The sequence below is a fragment of the Phocaeicola sp. ICN-14070 genome, assembly GCF_037892625.1.
In the GTDB taxonomy this organism is placed as follows: domain Bacteria; phylum Bacteroidota; class Bacteroidia; order Bacteroidales; family Bacteroidaceae; genus Phocaeicola; species Phocaeicola plebeius.
Window position 1 is genome coordinate 1 of sequence record NZ_JBBKBF010000030.1, and the last position, 20,103, is coordinate 20,103.

Genomic DNA, 20,103 nt, shown 5'->3' on the forward strand with positions numbered 1-20,103 from the left:
ATATGTCGGCTAACAACTTATGTCAAGGCGGAAAATAGAATGGTTACTCCTTACTGTTCATCCTTGATTTATCAAAAGCGGATTATTATAATGTCTGTTGTATTCGTCTCTTTTAATGAAAAGCTTAATAACTGGGCTTTGTTTACTCTGTTATTCTAGTTTGACTTTACCCTTTATTATAGGAATATTAAAGAAACCATTTTGGAAGGTGAAAGTGTATCTGTCACCTATTTCAGCTTGCTTATAAAAGTCGTTTCCAAAATCAAACGTTCTTACTCCAAGTTCTTTATTTTCAAAATGAAATTCTACATCAAAATGAAGTCCTGCTCTATAAAGAGAACTGAAATCTTTGTTAATTATAGTTGCTGATTCATTGTAATATTTATACTCGGACGGAATATAGTAATTCGCTATTTCAACACCAAAGATTAGCAGCACACCTATTATCAATCCCATTGCCGAATGTATAAAAGAATAGAAAATAGCACCCAAGTATTCTTTCCAATTCCATATGATTTCTTTATCTCGAATAAGCCGTATTATACCAACAGCCAAACCAGTTATGGCACAGAGAATGTACCACCACCATCCAACCTCAAACAGAGTATTTTGATTTATTATTATTCCCTGTCGGCAGAAGAAGAGGATTGGCAAAAGAAGCCATAATGACAAGTATTTTGAAGTACTTTCTGATGATTCTACCTTTTTACAGTATTTTTTTGCACGTTTCTTTTTCATACGTCGTTATACATGGTTCCTATTTTTCTTTGATTAGTCTACAAATCTACAAAATAATACCATTCATTAGTCTGTAATTATCAGCTTTTCTTTTGTGATTCAGTTATATAGATGGTTTGTTGCTATATTCATCTATTTTCGTATCTTTCCCATTGTTTGTTCCAAACCTTACCTGAATTTCCCCTTTGCTCCTAACCATCCACTTATCGGTAAATTCATAGTTATCAAGGAACTTTTGGATTGAATTTCATTATCATAATGATCGATATCATAAACACAATCACTACACCGACAAGAGCACACGCACTCGCTATTCCCACCGTTTCAAGGTCGCTGGATTCATGATGAAACCATAGGAATCCAACCATCTGATTGGCCCATATAGCAGAAAACATCAAATTGGAGCAGCCTGTACATAAGTCCGTTATACTCTGGGAGAATTTGGATATCAAGAAACCAAATGTCAGTTGAAATACAGGCAATGTCACACAAATGACAACACCCCATTCATAAAACAGAGAACAGTAGGATATTTGAAGATAGGTCGCAGCGCATACGATAAAGATAGAAAGCATAGTCTTACACTTACCTCTATTATGCTTTATCAATATCGCCAGACTTATCATTAGTGCTAAGGATAAACCAAGTACTAACTCTACCTGTACGCTAATTTCATCTGCATTGGCTTTGGGAACAATGCAAAACATGATTATTGCTTCCAATAGGAATAATCCTACCAATAACAATCTATCTTTTGTAGTTAATCTTTCCATTATGCAGATATTTTGCCGACTATAAACCATAAAAGAAATACTACCCCTAATGATATTATAAATGCAATACTACCCAAAGGAATAACCCACGACCAACTTTTGTAATAAAACGCCTCCAAGTGAGTCAATCCTGTTAGAAGGGTCGGATCATTTTTATTAGCTTCCCGAAATGATTTGTATTGTGTTATGATGCCGGATTTAGTGTCAATGACAAAGTAGTATTCGCTTCCCGGAGCTTCGTTTACGAAATACCGCTCTCCATAAATAGAGTCGCCTGAAACCTTGATTTTAGTTACCCATTCAATGACATCCTTCCCATCTTTGCGAATATACCCTGTAAAATATTCACGGTCAAAGTCATCCGAAATAGTTTCTAATTCATAGCCGTTTGGTAACGTTGCGTGATAATACCCATCTATACCGCAACCTGTACCAAAAACTGAAGAACAGGTAAAACCACCTATCATGCAACCGAAATAGAAAGTATATATGAACACGAACGGAGATATAAATGTCAATATTGCATTCCGTTTTTTGTTTTTCTTGTTTCGCCAACATACGATACCAACCAATGGCAATGCAATCACTATTGCCAGCAATGTAAAGACAATCAATTGTATTATAATGCCAAGTAGTATCATCTTTTGTGATTTAATTGTTTTATTTCTGCTTTTCAGAAATCAATTTCTTTTCCTTGTTTATAATCTTCTAAATAGTCTGAGTATTCGTCGTCACTTGGAGCTATTATTGTAACACTTTCGTATAGTTCACCGTACCCTTTGGGAAGGACTTCAAAAACAATCAATCTTTCATCCGACAATTTAATAATGTGATTTGCAAGTCCTATTGTTTCACGAATACTATTAATAGTACCTATATTTATTTTAAGATTATCATATTTATCAAGCTTTGCATCATCAATGACAAGTTGATTGAAAGAGCTATTCGCATAACAAATTGCCGTTTTGTCGTTTCTGACAAAATAGACTTCCATACGTTCTATACCACTATTATCGGTTGTGACTCCGATATGGCAGTAAGCTCTCTCAAAAGTGAAGGGTATAATTATTTTTTCTACTGAAATGGGTTTAATGGGCGAAGGATAAGTTTTGTTCATTCCTTTCCGCCATAAACATATGAATAAGAATATGGCTAACGATAAATTCATCCACATACCCAAAGACAATCCGTCAATATACATGTAGCTTTGTTCAATAAGCAAGTCATTGTCTGTTGGCTCCACCACATATTTTAAGTATACATAAGTATTAGCCCATGTCAGAAATTCATATAGTGTTATAAGAAAAATATTATGAGACCTGCTATTTTCTGCCACTTTTTCATAAGTAAAATATTAAGCACAGCTGCACAAATTTACAAAAACCATCTTTTATATCAATAATGCAAAGCCAGATGTTTTTGTTTCATTTAAGTTCTTTGTCAGACAAATTACCAGAACACAATAATCGTTTGGCAAAATATGAAATGGCGCAAGAGAGTATAGGAACGAATATAGTCCATAACAGCATTATAATTCCGACCAGTTCATTAGTAGTAATATAAGATCCTTCGTCAGGAGGAATATTCGCTGGGCGTCCACCATTATCATTCCAATCCCACACAAAGCAGAACAGTCCAAAGGAAAGAATTGCCGTTGTAATTAGGAACAAGTATCCAGCCAATTTCCACCATTGGTTGCCTTTATATAGTTTCCATGACGCTGCTCCGCCAAAAAGCATAAGGCAACAAAATCCAAAGGATGCTAAACCAAACAGCACCAACCAATGTTTCATCCATAATATGAAAATGCAGATGATTGTGCATATCAGTACTATTGCCTCAAATATCCAAAATCGTTTATCGGTCAGTTTCATTCTATAACATAAGTTTCGGCTGTTAATACATCAATGATATGCTCAGTCGTGCTTATCGTATAGTGCCTTACATTAAGTAAAGAGCCGTACAATTCTCTCATTCCTGTCATTAACATTTCACTCAGATATGCGGAATTTTCAACTTCATATAATGGTTGGGAAGTCAAGCCGTCCATTACTTCGCATATTCTAAAATGTTCAAGAGTGACACGATACGTATAGACATGTAAGCATTCTATTTTCCGCCATGACAATTTTATCGGCTGTCTTTCAGCCGATAAAATAAAAATGTCCGCAAGAAAATAGTTTAGTTTTAACATTCCGATTGATAAAAACATGGCAGAAGGGCTTTTTTGTCGCAGTCCTTACCATGAAGAATACATTCAAACAAGTGCTTCAGGTAATCCTGAGGATCTATGTCATTAAGCTTGCAGCTTTCTATCAGAGAAAAGATGAATGCCGAGTTTCCTGCTGCATCCTCACTGCCTATGTTCATACAGTTCTTGAGCAGCAGCTTTACAGGTTTCATCCTTTGCTCACAGAGGTTGTTCGATATTTCCGCCGCACCGTCCTTGAGGATATTTTTCAGGGATTTCCACTGGTTTATCGTATAGTTCACAGCTTTTCTCATCAGTTCGTTTGCCATGAGCTTAGTATCCTGCATCATCATGACCACCTTATGATGGATACGTTCAAGAATAGGTCTCGTAAGCTTAAGTCTTTTTTCCTTAATCTGCTCACCGCTGAGTTTCATTGTGCGGAACAAGTCTTCATTTCTGAACATATCACCGATAGGGTCTATTATATCCATCGCAGTTCTGTCTGATGGCAAGGCATCGACCCACAGCCTCCTGCAGTGTGTCCAGCATCCTATATGAAGCACCTTTGAGTCTTCTCCGTCGAACATCCTGTAAACCGTATATCCGTCTGTAGATACAGATCCCATAAAATGTTCAAGGTTCCTGGACATGAACATATATACATTGGATGCATCGCTCGGGTCAAGTGACATCTCTTCCCTTATACTCTCACACAGGCGGAAGATTCCTTTCCGCAAATCCACATTACCGTTGAACAGGTAATAGTTCAGGTTAGCGCTAAGTCCAAGCATATCATCCTATCATTTTATTAAGCAACAGACTCAAATCAAGAACTGTGGTGTTTCTCAGGAACAGTGTGGCACCTGATGTCAATTGCAGCTTAACCCATCTTATAGGAGATTCACCTTCAGGTTGTTTCACCTCCAACTTTACGGTTGGACTGTTGCAAGGCTTGCCGGTTATCCGGACTTTGGCAACCTTGGGTTGCTCAATCTGAACTGTCTTGCCTAACTTTTCGCTCCACAGCCGGTGACGCTGCCAGTTCATGAACTTGTCGTAATTTACTCCATAATCAGCACAGAACTCCCGAAGATCCTTGGTCTCGCTGCATAACTGGTAGAGGTCATATACCTCCTGGTAGTTTACTTTTTCTTTTGCCATAATCATTGTTGTTTAAGGGTTACGGCGCAAAGGTAGGTTTAGGGAACATGCGTGTCAAGGCGGAAAATAGAATGGTTACTTCATCAGGCTTTCCACCATTACTGCTACATCATTTCTTTCAATGCCTGCCTTTGATGATATTTTATTTATTTTCCGTTTTTGTCATTTCTTTCTAATAATTTAAATGCTTTATAGTCATTATTGCTTACCACCGTGTAAATCCCATTTATAGCTGCAAGGAACTTTGGAAATCTCGTACCCCACTGATTGTTTACTGCTATTTGCGTTCCATCAAATAAGGTTATAATATCACTATCAAGGAAATACCTATTCTTTACATCCTCTGACTGGCTTATCATCTTCTGCACATCAGTCAGTCTTTTTACAACACCCCTGTTCCTGTTAAAAATTTCCGGATAGAATACTTTCTCTAGTTCCTCAAATGTTATTCCTGAATGCGTATTGACGTAGTGCTTAATTATCTCCAGTACAAACTTCCTTTTGTTGTAGTAATGTATTCCTCCATCAAAGGAAAAACGAGTGGTATCTCTTGTTTGTGAACTATTGCTGTCAGCGATATGATTAGTTGCTGTAGCTTCCAGCTGTCGGACAGTATGTTGTATCTTACTTTCAACTGTCCTACTGTTTACATGAATATCTATCTTCGACAGTTCCTTATATATTCTTTCTTCCTCAAAACCCTCTGTTAGCAGCATATCCTTTATTAACTTCTTTATGTTCTCTTCTGCATCCAGAACAAAGTCGCTTATTCTTTCTTTAAGTCTAGAGTATTCCTGCTTCCTCTTTAATGAGTCCTTACAAAAACTTTCTATCCTATCCGCACTACAGCTACTATAAGTGAAAAGTTCACAGAAGATTTCTCCATTATTGTCTGTATCTTTTATATTTACAGTCAGTACTGGCACTGGGTTTGCTATTGGATTTTCCTTATTGTCCTGAGTATCGTAAAACAGCTGGATCTTCTCACCTATATACAGACCGAAGTTGAGTCTGAGTTGTCTCATATATGAAAACAGTTGTAGTTCCTGCCTTTCACGTTTTATGTTGTCCGGCCTTTTAATCTCAACGGCAATCAATGGAACACAGGTCCCGCTATCATTCTCTTTCTGCAAGACTATATCCGGTCTGATGAAATTGTTACTTCCAATAGGTATAGTAATCTGTGATTGCAATGTATTGTTGGTCTTTCTCCATCCAAGTATCTTGAAGCAGTTCTCAATTTCTCTCTGATAAATTGATTCCATTACCTCGTTACTGATGCAGTAACTCAATATATCGTATATTTCAAGCCAATTCCCTTTCATTTCTTATATCCTATTTATGATAATTAATTCAAAAATAAAGATTCATCAATTAGAACTTGTTTCAAGTATTTCTTTTTAACTTTTATTAAGTTAAATTCTAATACCAAACTATACCTCTTCAACTCCTCTTGTCTGTGAGAGATATAATTATCCTAAAGCTTGATTAAAGAATTCGATATAACAAAATGTCAAATCAATTTCAACTATATAAAAAGCTTCTAAAAATGCAAAACTCCTTATACTTAACCCATTTTTTCAAAGAGAAACCTATTTGCATATTTCTAACCGAATCAAAATCGGCCCAAACCTCAATCAAAATATCACCAATAACGACAAACACTACACAAAATAGTATACGACACAAGATTTACACAAGCAAAAAGAATCCCTCACTTTATTCCCAACAAGACTCACTTCAGCAAAAAAAGTCCTCAAAAGTCTTCATTCTCCATCCCCTCTCAAAAGGCCCAGAAGCACATTTCCCAAAACACAAGTACATTTGAATTCAAACGCACTTGCGTTTTCCTCCAAACGTAAAAGAGTTTTCCCAAAAGCTCTTTAGGGTTTTCCTCCAAACTCCTCGGCATTTTCGCCCGAAATCTCGCTTTTCACACAGATTTTCCCGTATTTGATTACCTAAATCTGCCCAAACCTTCGTTTTTATACAAAAGTCACCCCTTCCAGAAGGCTTCTGAGAGGGGTGACAAAATCTACGGCAAGAAAAAATGCGAAATTCCGCCATTCAGAAAGAAAGCAGAATCTCGCATTTTAAATCTTTTATCCGGGAATAACCGTTAAATAAAAGCAAAATAATTTTTCAAACTAATACATATCCCGGTACTTTTCGCACTCGTGAAGGTAGTCCGTTTCCGGATGAGAACCGAACACCAGCGCATAGAAGGAAGTGCCCCGCAAACGGGCACGATGAATCTCGGCCAACAGGTCGTCCGCAGGGGGCGGCATCTCGAAATCGGAAATCAGCACCACGTCAGAACGATGCCAGCCGTGGGTGCGCAGCATCATCAGGGCTTCGGAAAAAGCCGGACGCACATCGGTTCCTCCGTCGAAACGACGTTGCAGGAAGTCCACCAGCATCGGAAAATCAGCTTTGAGGTCACGAATCAGCAAGGTTTGTATATCTTCTGAAAAGTTGATAACGTAACACTTTCGTGAGGTGGCCTCCGTCAGGCGGGCAATGGCCAGCACGGCCGATTTAGCCAGGCGTTCGCGGCCTTCGCGCATGGAGCCGGAGGTATCTATACATATAATGTAAGGTCCCTGCGAACTGACTTTCTTTTTCTCCGGTGAAGGAGCGGAGGTATCTTCATGCGAATAGGAATCAAACTGCTGCAGGCGTTTTTCTACATAACGCTGCATGAAGAAGGGATGCAGTACTTCGTCGGTGAGGTAGCAGTATTCCACAGGCAGCAGGCTGTTGAGGTCGTCGCCCAGGGTCACGCCTTCCACATCACTCTGTGAGGCATGACGAATGAGGCTGTCGGCCCGTAAGCCCGACAGGGAGTCGAAGCTTTCTTTCCGTCCGCCAGCGTTCTTTCCCAGGCAGCGCACCAGCTCGCGTATCTGACGGCTCTGCTCCATAGCTTTTTCGTAGGGGACTACTTTCTGGTAGAGTTCCGGATGGTTCCGCAACAGCCATTTCACGCGCGAGCCCCGAAGATTGCCTTCCGTTTTCAGGCCGAACGATTTATCCAGAATCTGAAATCCTTCGCACAGGCGGAAGAGGTGCTGGTACTGGTAGTCATATTCCTTGACCGTGAGCAGATGGTGCCACTTGTCGAGGAAAAGTTCCTGCAAGGCTGCCCGTTCTTCGCTCCGTTCGGGAAGCCGGGACAGGCGACCGATGTAATAGGATACGTCGAGTTCGGCCAGGGTGTAGCGTTTGCGGAAGGCGGTTTCCATCCGTTGCAGGAATATCAGGAAATCGGTCGGCGGCAGGGTTTCGTGCTCGTAGAAGACTTCCCATTCGGGGGTGTAGCGGGAATAGAATTCCTGCAAGGAAGGGGCTGTCTGGCGATAATAATCCCAGATGCACTCTTCCAGTTCGCTTTCCAGCACGGTGTGGTGCTGAAGGTATTCTTCCATCCGCGCCCGGCTTCGCTCACGAAGTTGCTCCAAATAGGCTGTCTTCAGGTCTTTCAGACGGATATTCCTCGTTCTCTTTCCAGTATGCATGTTTCATTTCCTCCAACTCGTTCCGATAGCGGAACAGGGCTTTCGACGGTTCGCCCAGTATCCGGCTCATGGCTTCTTTCTCTCTTTTCCCGACAAACAGGTGGTTTGCGCAGTAGTCGGCTTCTTCTTTTACCCAGTCGCCGCAATGGGCTTCTGCATGGCTGAGCCGTTGCTCCAGCTGACTGAAGCGTGCGGGGATGTCTTCCTGTGCCTGTACTTCCATGGCGGGCAGGGCCGTACAGTTGGGAGTGCACAGCAAAGGGTATTCATAGTCGTTGATAAATACTGAACGACGGCCACGGCGCAGGGTATAGACTTTGGATGGGGATACCTTGTTGCGCATGGAAGGGTCGTACTTCTTCAGTACATAGCAATCGGTCTTGTATTTGTCTTTATGCAGATAGAACTGTTTACCGGTGTCGTCCAACTGCTGATAGTCGGACGCAAAGAGGAGCAGCCTTCCGGCCAGGCGTACGCGCTCCACCTGATAGTAGTATGTATCGACCAGCTGCAATCCGGCATCGGCCCGCTCGCGCAAGGCTCCTGCCGAGTCGAGTTCTTTTTTCAAAGCCTGCAAATCGGCTTCAATGCCCGACAGGTTCAGTACGTAGCCACGCACGCTCTCGCCTACTGCCGTCAGTACGGCATCGCGTACCCAGTCTATCTGGCTGGTCTCGTTCCACAGACAGTGTACCATCAGCAGGCAGTCGAACAGGCGTACCTCAGTGTTTCCTTGCAAAAAGGCAGCGGCCCGCAGCAAACGGACGATTTTCTTCCAGCGACGGTCGGACACATAAAGTGCTACATCGGAAGGTGAATCGGCATTCTCCAGTTGGCGGTTATAATCTTCCAGCTTGTCTTTAAGGGAATGGATGACTTCCAGCACGGAATAGTGCAGGCCGACGGATTTCATCTGTTCCTGCCACTGGCGGTATTCTTCGTCGCTCACTGCCAGACTTTCGTCCATTTCCGGCTCGCTTTCGTCGGCCATGGAAATCATCCGGTCGAAATCGGACAGGTCTTCAATACCGCCCACCAGCTTACGCACCAGGAAGCGGTCGTACAGTGCTTCCAGGCCTTGTCCTGAAGCCGGAAGTTCGTTCGATGCGGCAATCAGTCCTTTCATGGGGACTCGTACCGAAAACTGTCCGTTGCGGAAGATTTTCTCATTGATGACGGTCAGAAGGGCATTCTGTATGGCGGGACCGGCTTTCCATATTTCATCCAGGAAGACGACGGTGGCGGTGGGCAGATAGCCTTCTGTCATGCGTTCGTAGGTGTCTTCGTTTTTCAGCCGGGCAATGGATACGGGACCGAATATTTCGTCGGGGGTACTGAACCGCGACATGAGGTACTCGAAAGCTGTTCCTCCACGGAACATCAGTTTCAACCGGCGGGCTACCATACTCTTGGCCACTCCCGGAGGGCCTAACAGGAAGATGCTCTCTCCTGCCACAGCCGAAAGCAGCGCCAGGGCCATGACTTCTTCTTTGCCGTACACCCGCTCATTAAGGATGTCCAGCAGTTTCACGATACGGTTTTTCAACGTTTCCATTTTACAAAAAATGAAGGAGTAAACTTACGGTGCTGCGACAAGACATTGAGGGTCTGGAGCACGACGGACAGGACAATCAGCCCCAGTCCTAAATAGAAGCTGAAGTTCAGGTCTTTGGCTTCCTGAAATATCAGCATGGCACCGATGATGCTGTATATCGGCTCCAGGTTATAGCTCAAGTTGACCGTAAAGGCGGAAATCACTTTCAGCACCTGAATCTGGAGGATATAAAGTCCCACGGTACATACCGAAGCCAGGCAAAGCAGGTAAATCAAATCCTGCGCACCGGGCAGAATAGAGGACACCGGGAAATGGTGCAGATAGAAAGGCAGGATGCAGGAGATGCCTAAGAAACCGCCCAGCATCTCGTAAATCAGCATGGTGCTGGAGGTGTAGTTCACGGCTACCTTCTTGTTGACAATGGTAAACAGAGAAGCTAAAGCCGACGAAATGACTCCCATGCAGATACCCACCCGATAGCGGGTGTCAAAATGGAATATCAGCACAATGCCCAGCACGACCACCAGACTGAACAGAATCTCCCGCAAGGAAATGCGGTGACGATTGATGAGGGGCTCAAAGATGGCGGTAAAGATGCTCATCAGCGAAAGACAAACCACGCCGATGGATACATTGGAGGCTTTGATACTTCCATAGAAGAATATCCAGTGCAAGGCCAACAGCAATCCCACTGAGCCAATCTTGGTTACATCGCCCAAGGTCACTTTCCGCAGCTTTTTCAGAAACGAAAGCAACAGGAAAAACATCACGGAGGCGAACATCATACGGTACCACACAAGCAGGCCTTCATTCAGGGAAATCAGTTTCCCGAAAATCCCCGTTCCTCCGGCAATGAGAATGGAAAGATGCAGTTTTATGAATGCTTCCTTCATATAAAAAGAGTCTAATGTGAACACGATACAAGAAAGCGAAGAACTCCTCACGTATGACCGGCGGAATTCTTCGCTTCTTCTTATTTATTTTCTATACAATCGCTACCTGATTACAGCGGCATGTTACCGTGTTTCTTCGGCGGATTGCTCTGGCTCTTGTTCTGAGTCATTTCCAATGCCTGAATCAGTTTATAGCGAGTATCCTTCGGAAGGATGATTTCATCAATATAACCCTGTTCGGCTGCACGGTAAGGATTAGAGAATTTTTCCTTGTATTCTTCTACTGCCTTCGCCTTTTCTTCCGGAGTAGCCTTGCGGTACAGGATATTTACGGCACCGTCGGCACCCATTACGGCGATTTCTGCAGTCGGGTAAGAGAAGTTTACATCGGCACCGATAGGCTTACTGTTCATCACGATGTAAGCACCACCGTAAGCCTTACGGGTAATTACGGTAATCTTAGGCACTGTAGCTTCTGCGTACGCATACACAATCTTCGCTCCGTGACGGATGATACCGTTGTGTTCCTGTGTGCATCCCGGCAAGAAGCCCGGTACGTCTTCGAAAGTAACGATAGGAATATTGAAGCAGTCGCAGAAACGGATAAAGCGAGAAGCCTTGTCAGAAGCATCGATGTCGAGCACACCGGCCAGGTAAGCAGGCTGGTTGGCTACGATACCTACAGAACGTCCGCCCAGGCGAGCAAATCCTACCACGATGTTCTTGGCAAAGTGAGGCATCACTTCAAAGAAGTAGTGGTTGTCGACTACCGGTTCGATGATGTTCTTGATGTCGTACGGCATGTTCGGGTCATCCGGAATGACTGTCATCAGTGATTCTTCTGCACGGCGGATGTCGTCAGTGCAAGGAATCATCGGCGCATCTTCCATGTTGTTAGACGGAAGGAAGCTCAACAATTCACGGATGCTCATCAAAGTTTCTTCTTCTGTATCGCAAAGGAAGTGAGTTACACCGCTCTTGCTGCTGTGGGTATAAGCACCACCCAGTTCTTCCTTGTCCACTTCTTCGTGTGTCACGGCCTTCACTACGTCCGGACCTGTGATGAACATGTGGCTCTTTTCTTTCACCATGAAGATGAAGTCGGTCAGTGCCGGAGAGTAGCAGGCACCACCTGCACAAGGACCTAAGATGGCCGAAATCTGTGGAATCACACCTGAAGCGATGGTATTCTGGTAGAAGATAGAAGCGTAACCAGAGATACTGCCTACACCTTCCTGAATACGTGCACCACCTGAGTCGTTCAAGGCAATCACCGGAGCACCGTTCTTCAATGCCAGTTCCTGCACTTTCACAATCTTCTGTGCACCTGTTGCGCTCAGTGTACCACCGTATACGGTGAAATCGTATGCATATACGTACACCAGACGTCCGTCAATCTTACCGTAACCACATACGATACCGTCACCCGGAATGTGATTCTTATCCATTCCGAAGTCTGTACAGTGATGGATTACGAACTTGTCCATTTCATTGAACGTACCCTTATCGAGCAACATGTCGATACGTTCGCGGGCTGTCATGTGACCGTTGGCGTGCTGTCTTTCCACGCGCTCTACGCCACCACCCTGAGAAGCAAGCTTATCCAGCTCCTCAAATTTCTTATATTGTTCTGCTGTTGTCATTGTTCGTCTTCTTTAATTACATCCAAAGTCATTATCACCTGATTGCTGTTGACAGAATCTCCTTCGTTCACCAGGATTTCCTTCACTACGCATTCGCTGTTTACCTTGTAGTTGCTCTGCATCTTCATGGCTTCAATCACTACTACGATGTCGCCAGCCTGCAGACGGTCGCCTGCTTTCACCGGAATCTTGACTACCCTACCCGGCATCGGAGAAACAATCTTATCCTGCTGTTTCTCGTCACCGCCCTTGCGCATGCGCAGGTATTTAGCCTGTGAATCGATAATGTCAATGTTATATGACTGATAATGTGCATTTACAGTATAGCTTTTTCCACCTTCCTTACGAATCAGTTCGGCATTGTACGACTTTCCTTCGTGCAGAATGGAGCAGCTACCATTTTCGGCCATCACGATGTCTACATCGTATGGAACTCCGTCAATGGTCAACTGTACCTTGTTGCCTTCTTTGCTGGCCAATGTCACATCCGCAACTCTGTCTCCTATATGTATTTCCATAATCTTCTACTTTAATTCAAAATACTTAGATTCTCAGCACACCTTTTTTCAGGCCAAACTCACGCCAGCGGCTGATAGGACGGTTGTCGCTTGATGCCGACTTGTTTTCTTCCAGGTTCATCAGGTAGTCAATGTAAGCCGCAATCATGGCGATGTTTTCAGTTTCCTCTTCTTTCTGTCCGGCCCACTCACGCAGCATGTCCTGATGTTTCGGGATGAACAATGTGTTGTAATGTCCTTCTACAAAATCGGGCACGTTCATGATGTGACGCAGGTAACCGATATTGGTCTTCAAACCGGTAATCTTGTATTCGTACAACACGCGGCGCATACGTTCGATAGCAAACTCACGAGTAGTAGCCCATACAATCAGTTTACCAATCATCGGGTCATAGTAGATAGGAATTTCGTAGCTTTCATACACATAGCTATCGATACGCACACCGATACCGTTCGGTTCCATCAGCTGACGGATGACACCCGGTGAAGGCATGAAGTTGTTTTCTGAATCTTCTGCACAAATACGGCATTCGATGGCATGTCCGCGCTGTTTCAAATCTTCCTGCTTGAAGTGTAACGGCTCGTTATTGGCAACACGAAGCTGTTCTTTTACCAGGTCTACACCTACTACTTCTTCTGTAATAGGATGTTCTACCTGTAAACGGGTATTCATTTCCAGAAAGTAGAAATTGCGGTGCTTATCGACCAGGAATTCAATTGTACCAGCTCCTTTATAGTGTACAGCCTTGGCTGCTGCTACAGCTGCCTCACCCATTTTCTGACGCAATTCAGGAGTTACAAAAGGAGAAGGAGTTTCTTCTACGATTTTCTGGTTACGACGCTGGATAGAACATTCGCGCTCGAACAGGTGTACGGCATTTCCGAAATTATCTCCCAAAATCTGGAATTCGATATGATGCGGTTCTTCCACAAATTTTTCCAGATAAACGGTGTCGTCACCAAATGAAGACATAGATTCTGAACGGGCAGTATTATATGCTTCTTCTACTTCATCTTCGCTATGAATCAGACGCATACCCTTACCACCGCCTCCCATAGAAGCTTTCAGCATGACCGGATAACCGATTTTATTACAGATTTCCTTTGCCTCTTCTACACTCTGCAGCGGCTGTTCTGTACCCGGAACTACCGGCACTCCAGCTGCAATCATGTGTTTACGGGCAGAAATCTTGTCACCCATCGCATCCATCGTTTCAGGATCCGGACCAATGAAGATAATACCTTCCTGACGGCAACGGCGTGCAAATTCTGAATTTTCAGACAAGAAGCCATATCCCGGATGAATAGCATCCACTCCATGACGTTTTGCAGCCATGATAATTTTATCTATGTTCAGATAACTTTCGCGAGATGCTGCCGGACCTATCAGGCAAGCCTCATCTGCATAAAGTACGTGGCGAGCCGTTCTGTCGGCTTCGGAAAAAACTGCTACGGTACGGATACCCATTTCACGGCAAGAACGCATCACGCGCACAGCAATTTCACCACGATTAGCGATTAATACTTTGTGTATCATGCTTTATGTTTTAATAATGATTTCTTTTGATGCAGGACTATTCTCATATAGTCCAATAAGCTGGGTATCTGCATGCCCCTCATAGTCGATTCGGCACAAATGCCCCAAAAACTGTGCAAAAATAGCAAAAAAAGAGACACCGTTCCAACGAATGTCTCTTTTTTTGCCAAATTGCTACTCTTTCCCTCTAAAATACCTAAAAATGAGGAGAAGATTATCTATTTAAAAACAATAACGCAAAGTCGAGTTTACAAAACAATGAAAACAAACAGAAAGCCGCATTAACGGGCCTGTCTTACTGTATGCAACACTTTGCCTTCCTTATTAATCATATACAGGCACAATTCTTTCTTATCGGCAGAAATCAAAGAGAAACCTGTCTCTCCGCTACAGAACACAGTGCCTTCTACAGCTTTTACCTTGCGGCTTAAAGATGCGGAAGTGTTCACTACATAATCGATCTTGCTTCCTGCTTTGCGAATATGCTGGAAGTTATGGATATGTCCGCATAAGTACATGTTTACATTGTTATGCTTGCGCAAAATGCTGTCTACTCGTTTTTCCATATCCAAGCGTTCCGAATCATTCTTGTCTGTATCCGCATAAATAGGATGATGACCTACGACCAGCACCCAGTCTTCTTTGGCAGATGTCAGTACAGAATCCAGCCATGCCAACTGCTTGTCCATATCTTGCTTGCATGCATCCGGATATTTCTCCGTATCCTCACGGTATTTATCCAACAGAGGAGCTGTGTCAATCATTACCAGGCGCACCGTAATATCATCGTTCTCCAGCACCTTTGTGTAATAACGTGCCGGCATCTCCCAACGGGCACTCACCTGACTATAATCCAATACAGCCTGCGTATTACCACGATATTCATGATTACCCAATATAGGATACCATGGAATCATCAGTTCCGGATGGCTGTACACCAATTCGTAGTTGGTCATCCACAACGGGTCGTTTACACTGCGTACGCCTTCAAAGTGATGCACATCGCCAGCAGCTACTACAGCTTCAATATCTACATTCTCTGCCATCTGACCCATCAATTCGGCAATAGGTTTCTGGTCGTAATATCCATTACGGCCCAAATCATTTGCCAGATAAAAATTCAAGGGCTTCTCCAATGCCTTCCACTCAGAAGGACCTTGTGCAAAAACTGCCCATACCGATAAAAGCAGACAACATGTACAGAAAATTCTTTTTAATGAGATCATAATCATTTTAGTTTTATCAATTATTTATTTGTTGTTGCAAAGGTAAATCCCAATTCTGAATAAAATCAGGAAAACTCCTCTGCAGAAAATTTTCAAAAAATAAGTCCGAAACACAACTGTCCGGACTTATTCGTCTAAGGAAAAATGCAGTTTCACAACTGCCTTAACAAAACCTAGAAAAGGATGTTATTATTTTGTACCGTGTGCTCCGAAGCGAGCTTCCACTTTCGGAGAGGTATAAGTCACTCCATTTACTTCCAGACCTGCTGCGAAATAAGGCTGCATAGCTTCATCATTACCATTGTAAGCACCAGTCAGTACCGGTGAACCAGCCTGTACATGGAAGTCCCACGCATCCTGATATACATAATCAGTTAAACCAACTTCATTAATCGGATAGTTTACGAATTTCGGATCATTAGTAGCGCATGCCTCCTGTGTCTTCGTAATTATACTGTGTGCATCTACCACTCCTTCATTATAATCTTCATGCGCATAAGCATATCCTTCCCAAGAGTAAGCCACACCTGACTCATCAGCAAACACGACGTCACTCTTCTGTGTACCTGAAGCATAGTAGTTATAGTCAATAACCGACTTATCATTGTATCCTTCTTCCGGATCATTCGGAATATTGAAGCTAGGAGTCATGGCTCTGAACTTACAGTTCACCATCAGGTTATTGAACACATTAGCCAATGCATTCTTTTCTACATACACGCCACCACCTTTTTCACCGTCACGACGCCATCCTGCATTAATAATGGTATTGTTGTATGCCTGGATTTTTGCCATATCACGTGTTTCACTCTGACCTGAGCTGGAAAGTTTCAAGCCGTTGGTGTTCGGGCTAAACATTACGTTTCCAGCTACATCGACCACACATCCAGCTTTTACGTTTACAGCTTCTGCACCATCATATCCATTTGCAGCAAACACATTGTTAGCAATAATGGCATTTCCACCCATCAGATAAATACCATCTGACCATCCGTTGCGCAATACAGAGTTGGTAATGACATAATGTCCATTGATGTTATTGGTTGTAATCTGCGGATATGCATCATCTCCAGCGGTATATACTTCAGTTGCAGCAGCAGGAGAACCTTCTACAACCTGACCACCTGTATACTCAATGATTGTATGGTCAATCAACATTTCCTCACAAGTGGATGAAGCCACAATACCTCCCCAAAGACCTGCAAAAATATTTTCTTCTGTACGTTCATCTTCCGGAACAGAGAACAAGATAGGCTTTTCAGCAGTACCTTCACAATACAAGTTTCCGTTTACGGTAAATTCTACCGGAACATGATTAGCTCCTACTCCCGCTGTACTTACAATAATTTTCACACCTTCTTTGATTACAAGGCTTTTACCTTTGGGTACTGTGTAATGGTTAGTCAGATTTACTGTAGTATCTGCAGGCCAGACAATGATGTCGCCAGTTGTCTCTCCATTTCCACCATCGGTATTTTCATCGTTATTTCCATCATCATCGTTTCCGGGAGTCTCAGTTCCATCCCCATTTGCAATCGGGTCTTCTTCTGTACAAGCAGCCATAAAAGACAATGCTATCAGAGCCGTTCCGGCCAACAAATAATTCTTCAGTTTCATTTTGTAATAATTTAGAAACGTTAGTCAATATAGTTCTTTATCTCTTTATTATAGTTTGTATCTGATTCCCAGCATAAATGACTGTCCGTGCCATTCCTTTCGTTCTATCACATTGCCATTATTACGTTCGGAATTGACATTCTCCGTACGAGGGCCACTTTGAATAAAGCGAATCAAAGGAGTATCCAGCAAGTTAGATGCCTTGGCAAAAAGGCTGATACCGTTCTTAAAACTTTTCTCTACAGAAGCATCCAACTGCATATAGCCATCTTCCCATATATCGTCATCATACCAGTTAGAAATATCGCTCAAGCGCTTTCCGGTATAACTTCCGGCAATCTGTCCTTCCCAGCCATATTTAGTGCTTTTGAACAGCAATGACAGGTTAGCTACATGGGCAGCCTGACCAAACAACGGACGTGTCTGAGTGCATGCCTTCACATCATTTCCATCCATAATTCGCTTTTCGGTCGTAATGGAAGAATGCGTGTAAGTATAATTGGCTTTTATTCCAAACCAGTTAAAATATTTCATTACATCCACTTCTACTCCCAAGTTGGTAGCATTACCAAAATTCATCGGCTTATAATAGGTATCCTGTCCTTCGTTCAGCAATCCGTATTCAATCGGATTCTTCAGTTTCTTGTAAAACATACCCACCATGAACTGCTCGGATGATTTCGGGAAGAATTCATAACGCAAATCGAGGTTATCGGCTACCGTATGCTTCAAATCCGGATTTCCTTTTTCTTTATAATCTTCATTGATAATGCTGTAAGGAACAATCTCAAAGAAGCTGGGACGATTGATGGAACGGGCATACGAGAAACGCAGATTCGCATTTTTATGTACTCCATATTTTACATGGAAGCTCGGCAATACATCCGTATATTTCTGGTATCCTTCAGGATCTGTATTTTCTGTAGGGAACTTCAAAGTGTAACCTTGATTGGTATGTTCCACACGAACTCCGGCAATAAATTCCCATTTCTGGTATGTGTATTTCACCATTCCATACCCTGCACCAATCTTTTCAGTGGCATCATAGTTTAACGGGTCACTGATGTTACCGTATTTAAGCGGGGTAAACAAGATTTCATCGTAGTTATTCCAGTCCTCTCCCTGATACTGCGGATCTTTCACTCCCGTAGCAGAGTTAAAAGTATATTCATTGAAAAAGCTGTCACGTTTCTTATCACGGTACATACCTCCTACTGAGAAGTCGAATACAGAACCTCCATCCAGTTTCAACTTATACATCAAATCAAGGTATCCTGCCTTGTCCTTATCGGAGTTATGTTCCCAACGGCGGATTGCTGCTCCAGAAGTCTGTACATGATTACCCAGAAAAAAGATTTCCGCATTATCCGGTGTTTCACTGTATGCCTTTGAAAGTACAGCCGACCAATTCAAACGAAGCACACCGCCTTCCAGAAAGGCATGCTCACCTTTCAGCGTGGAATTGATAATATACTGATGATTCCACTTCATACGTACAGCTCCTTCCTTATCGTCATGCCCGTCACGTACTTCTGTTTCTCTCATATCCATATATCCATTATACCAGGTCAGTTTATGATTGGCATTGATATGATAATCCAGCTTGGCATGTGCCCCGATACGAGTCTGTTGCGAAGAATAATTTCGGTATTCGATACCATTATGGGCTGTTCCCGGCTGATAATACAGCTGGCTTTCTTTTCCTCTATACGTATTCAGGTAACTACCTGCCAGCATCACACCCAATTTATTGTTAAAGAAGCGGTCACCGTAAGATAATCCGGCAGTCAAATCGGGCAATGGTTTGTTCCATTTCATCCGCAGATTATCTGTCGTAAAGTTATCCATTGTCACACGGCTGTCTTCCGGCATGCCCATCTGCTCGTAAGGAGATTTCTTCACAATCGCTCCATGATTGAACGACTGGAAATCGCGGTCAAAATACATTGCATTGTAACCGGTTGACAGATTCGCTGTAAACTGACGTTCAGAAGGCGCATCCTTCATAATCAGATTAACAGCTCCACCGATTCCGTCACCCTCCATGTTGGCAGTCAAAGATTTGGTCACTTCCAGACGGTCCAACATTTCTGACGGGAAAATATCCAGTGGCACAAAACGGTTCTTGTTGTCCGGACTCGGAATTTTTACTCCGTTTACCAAGGTATAGTTGTAGCGCTTATCCATACCACGAAGAATCGCATACTGTCCCTCACCGCTACTGTTACGTTCAATTGTCACACCAGACATTCGCTGAATCACGTTGGCTACCGTAATATCCGGAGAAAGCTCTATCGCCTTCGCACTCATCACATTCACCACGTTCATAGCCTGACGTTCAATACCTCTTGCACCAGCTTCCGTTCTTCCCGGATTAGAAGCTACCACCACCACTTCATCCAAAGCGACATCGTCACTTTTCAAAGGAATTACAATTTCTTTCTTATCTGCTGCTATGCTGACTTCATATTTTTTATAGCCCACATAAGAACAGACCAACGTATATTTGTCTCTGTTCACCGACAGATTAAAACTTCCGTCCAATCCGGTTACCGTTCCTTTTCCTGGGTCTTCCTTTACAATCACCGATGCACCTATAATCTCCTCTCCAGTCTGTGCATCCTTAATTTTACCTTTTATCACACCAGCTTGAACTCCAGCCGACATCAGTGATAACAATACCAATACAATCTTAAATTTCATTTGCTTTCCTTATTTGCCGCAAAAGTA

General features: G+C 43.0%; 16 protein-coding genes and 2 pseudogenes. All 18 read right to left on the reverse strand.

Annotated elements, in window-relative coordinates; translation table 11 throughout:
• Positions 1-150 precede the first annotated feature (150 nt).
• Positions 151-738 (reverse strand): hypothetical protein, encoded by a 588-nt coding sequence (locus WKT20_RS09545; protein ID WP_117703088.1) that lies wholly within the window; start codon positions 736-738, stop codon positions 151-153.
• 224 nt (positions 739-962) lie between these two features.
• Positions 963-1,511: a hypothetical protein gene (locus WKT20_RS09550; RefSeq protein ID WP_118442090.1), complete on the reverse strand. Its 549-nt coding sequence runs from the start codon at positions 1,509-1,511 to the stop codon at positions 963-965.
• A complete protein-coding gene (locus tag WKT20_RS09555; protein WP_117703090.1) occupies positions 1,511-2,152 on the reverse strand; it encodes a hypothetical protein in 642 nt (213 codons plus the stop codon). Before WKT20_RS09555 ends, WKT20_RS09550 begins: the two co-directional genes overlap by 1 nt.
• Before the next feature lie 32 nt (positions 2,153-2,184).
• Positions 2,185-2,847: a hypothetical protein gene (locus WKT20_RS09560; protein ID WP_340417280.1), complete on the reverse strand. Its 663-nt coding sequence runs from the start codon at positions 2,845-2,847 to the stop codon at positions 2,185-2,187.
• Between the two features lie 88 nt (positions 2,848-2,935).
• Positions 2,936-3,385 carry a hypothetical protein gene (locus WKT20_RS09565; protein ID WP_340417281.1) on the reverse strand — a complete coding sequence of 150 codons (450 nt, stop codon included), beginning with the start codon at positions 3,383-3,385 and terminating at the stop codon, positions 2,936-2,938.
• A gap of 313 nt (positions 3,386-3,698) precedes the next feature.
• Positions 3,699-4,343, reverse strand: a pseudogene (locus WKT20_RS09570) (IS66 family transposase); the annotation flags it as partial.
• Positions 4,344-4,496, reverse strand: a pseudogene (gene tnpB / locus WKT20_RS09575) (IS66 family insertion sequence element accessory protein TnpB); the annotation flags it as partial.
• Position 4,497: 1 nt separating this feature from the next.
• The gene (locus tag WKT20_RS09580; RefSeq protein WP_340417282.1) at positions 4,498-4,866 is read right to left on the reverse strand and encodes a hypothetical protein; all 369 of its coding nucleotides are present in this window, start codon (positions 4,864-4,866) and stop codon (positions 4,498-4,500) included.
• A 146-nt stretch (positions 4,867-5,012) separates the two neighbouring features.
• Complete coding sequence (locus WKT20_RS09585; RefSeq protein WP_118441507.1) at positions 5,013-6,191, reverse strand: hypothetical protein; 1,179 nt, start codon at positions 6,189-6,191, stop codon at positions 5,013-5,015.
• Between the two features lie 822 nt (positions 6,192-7,013).
• Entirely contained in the window at positions 7,014-8,384 is a 1,371-nt protein-coding gene (locus tag WKT20_RS09590) for a vWA domain-containing protein (protein ID WP_340417283.1), read from the reverse strand.
• Positions 8,311-9,939: an AAA family ATPase gene (locus WKT20_RS09595; RefSeq protein ID WP_340417284.1), complete on the reverse strand. Its 1,629-nt coding sequence runs from the start codon at positions 9,937-9,939 to the stop codon at positions 8,311-8,313. The genes WKT20_RS09590 and WKT20_RS09595 overlap by 74 nt, the downstream gene beginning before the upstream one ends.
• Positions 9,927-10,832, reverse strand: coding sequence for a DMT family transporter (locus tag WKT20_RS09600; protein ID WP_340417285.1), 906 nt, complete (start codon positions 10,830-10,832; stop codon positions 9,927-9,929). The genes WKT20_RS09595 and WKT20_RS09600 overlap by 13 nt, the downstream gene beginning before the upstream one ends.
• Before the next feature lie 110 nt (positions 10,833-10,942).
• On the reverse strand, positions 10,943-12,475 hold the full coding sequence (locus tag WKT20_RS09605; protein ID WP_007561317.1) for an acyl-CoA carboxylase subunit beta: 1,533 nt from the start codon (positions 12,473-12,475) through the stop codon (positions 10,943-10,945).
• Positions 12,472-12,993: a biotin/lipoyl-containing protein gene (locus WKT20_RS09610; protein ID WP_340417286.1), complete on the reverse strand. Its 522-nt coding sequence runs from the start codon at positions 12,991-12,993 to the stop codon at positions 12,472-12,474. Before WKT20_RS09610 ends, WKT20_RS09605 begins: the two co-directional genes overlap by 4 nt.
• 25 nt (positions 12,994-13,018) lie before the next feature.
• Complete coding sequence (gene accC / locus WKT20_RS09615) at positions 13,019-14,530, reverse strand: acetyl-CoA carboxylase biotin carboxylase subunit (protein WP_007561313.1); 1,512 nt, start codon at positions 14,528-14,530, stop codon at positions 13,019-13,021.
• A 281-nt stretch (positions 14,531-14,811) separates the two neighbouring features.
• The gene (locus WKT20_RS09620) at positions 14,812-15,756 is read right to left on the reverse strand and encodes a metallophosphoesterase (protein WP_118163044.1); all 945 of its coding nucleotides are present in this window, start codon (positions 15,754-15,756) and stop codon (positions 14,812-14,814) included.
• A 189-nt stretch (positions 15,757-15,945) separates the two neighbouring features.
• Positions 15,946-17,373: a hypothetical protein gene (locus WKT20_RS09625; RefSeq protein WP_270653458.1), complete on the reverse strand. Its 1,428-nt coding sequence runs from the start codon at positions 17,371-17,373 to the stop codon at positions 15,946-15,948.
• A gap of 48 nt (positions 17,374-17,421) precedes the next feature.
• Positions 17,422-20,076: a TonB-dependent receptor domain-containing protein gene (locus tag WKT20_RS09630; protein ID WP_118163006.1), complete on the reverse strand. Its 2,655-nt coding sequence runs from the start codon at positions 20,074-20,076 to the stop codon at positions 17,422-17,424.
• Between the last annotated feature and the right edge of the window lie 27 nt (positions 20,077-20,103).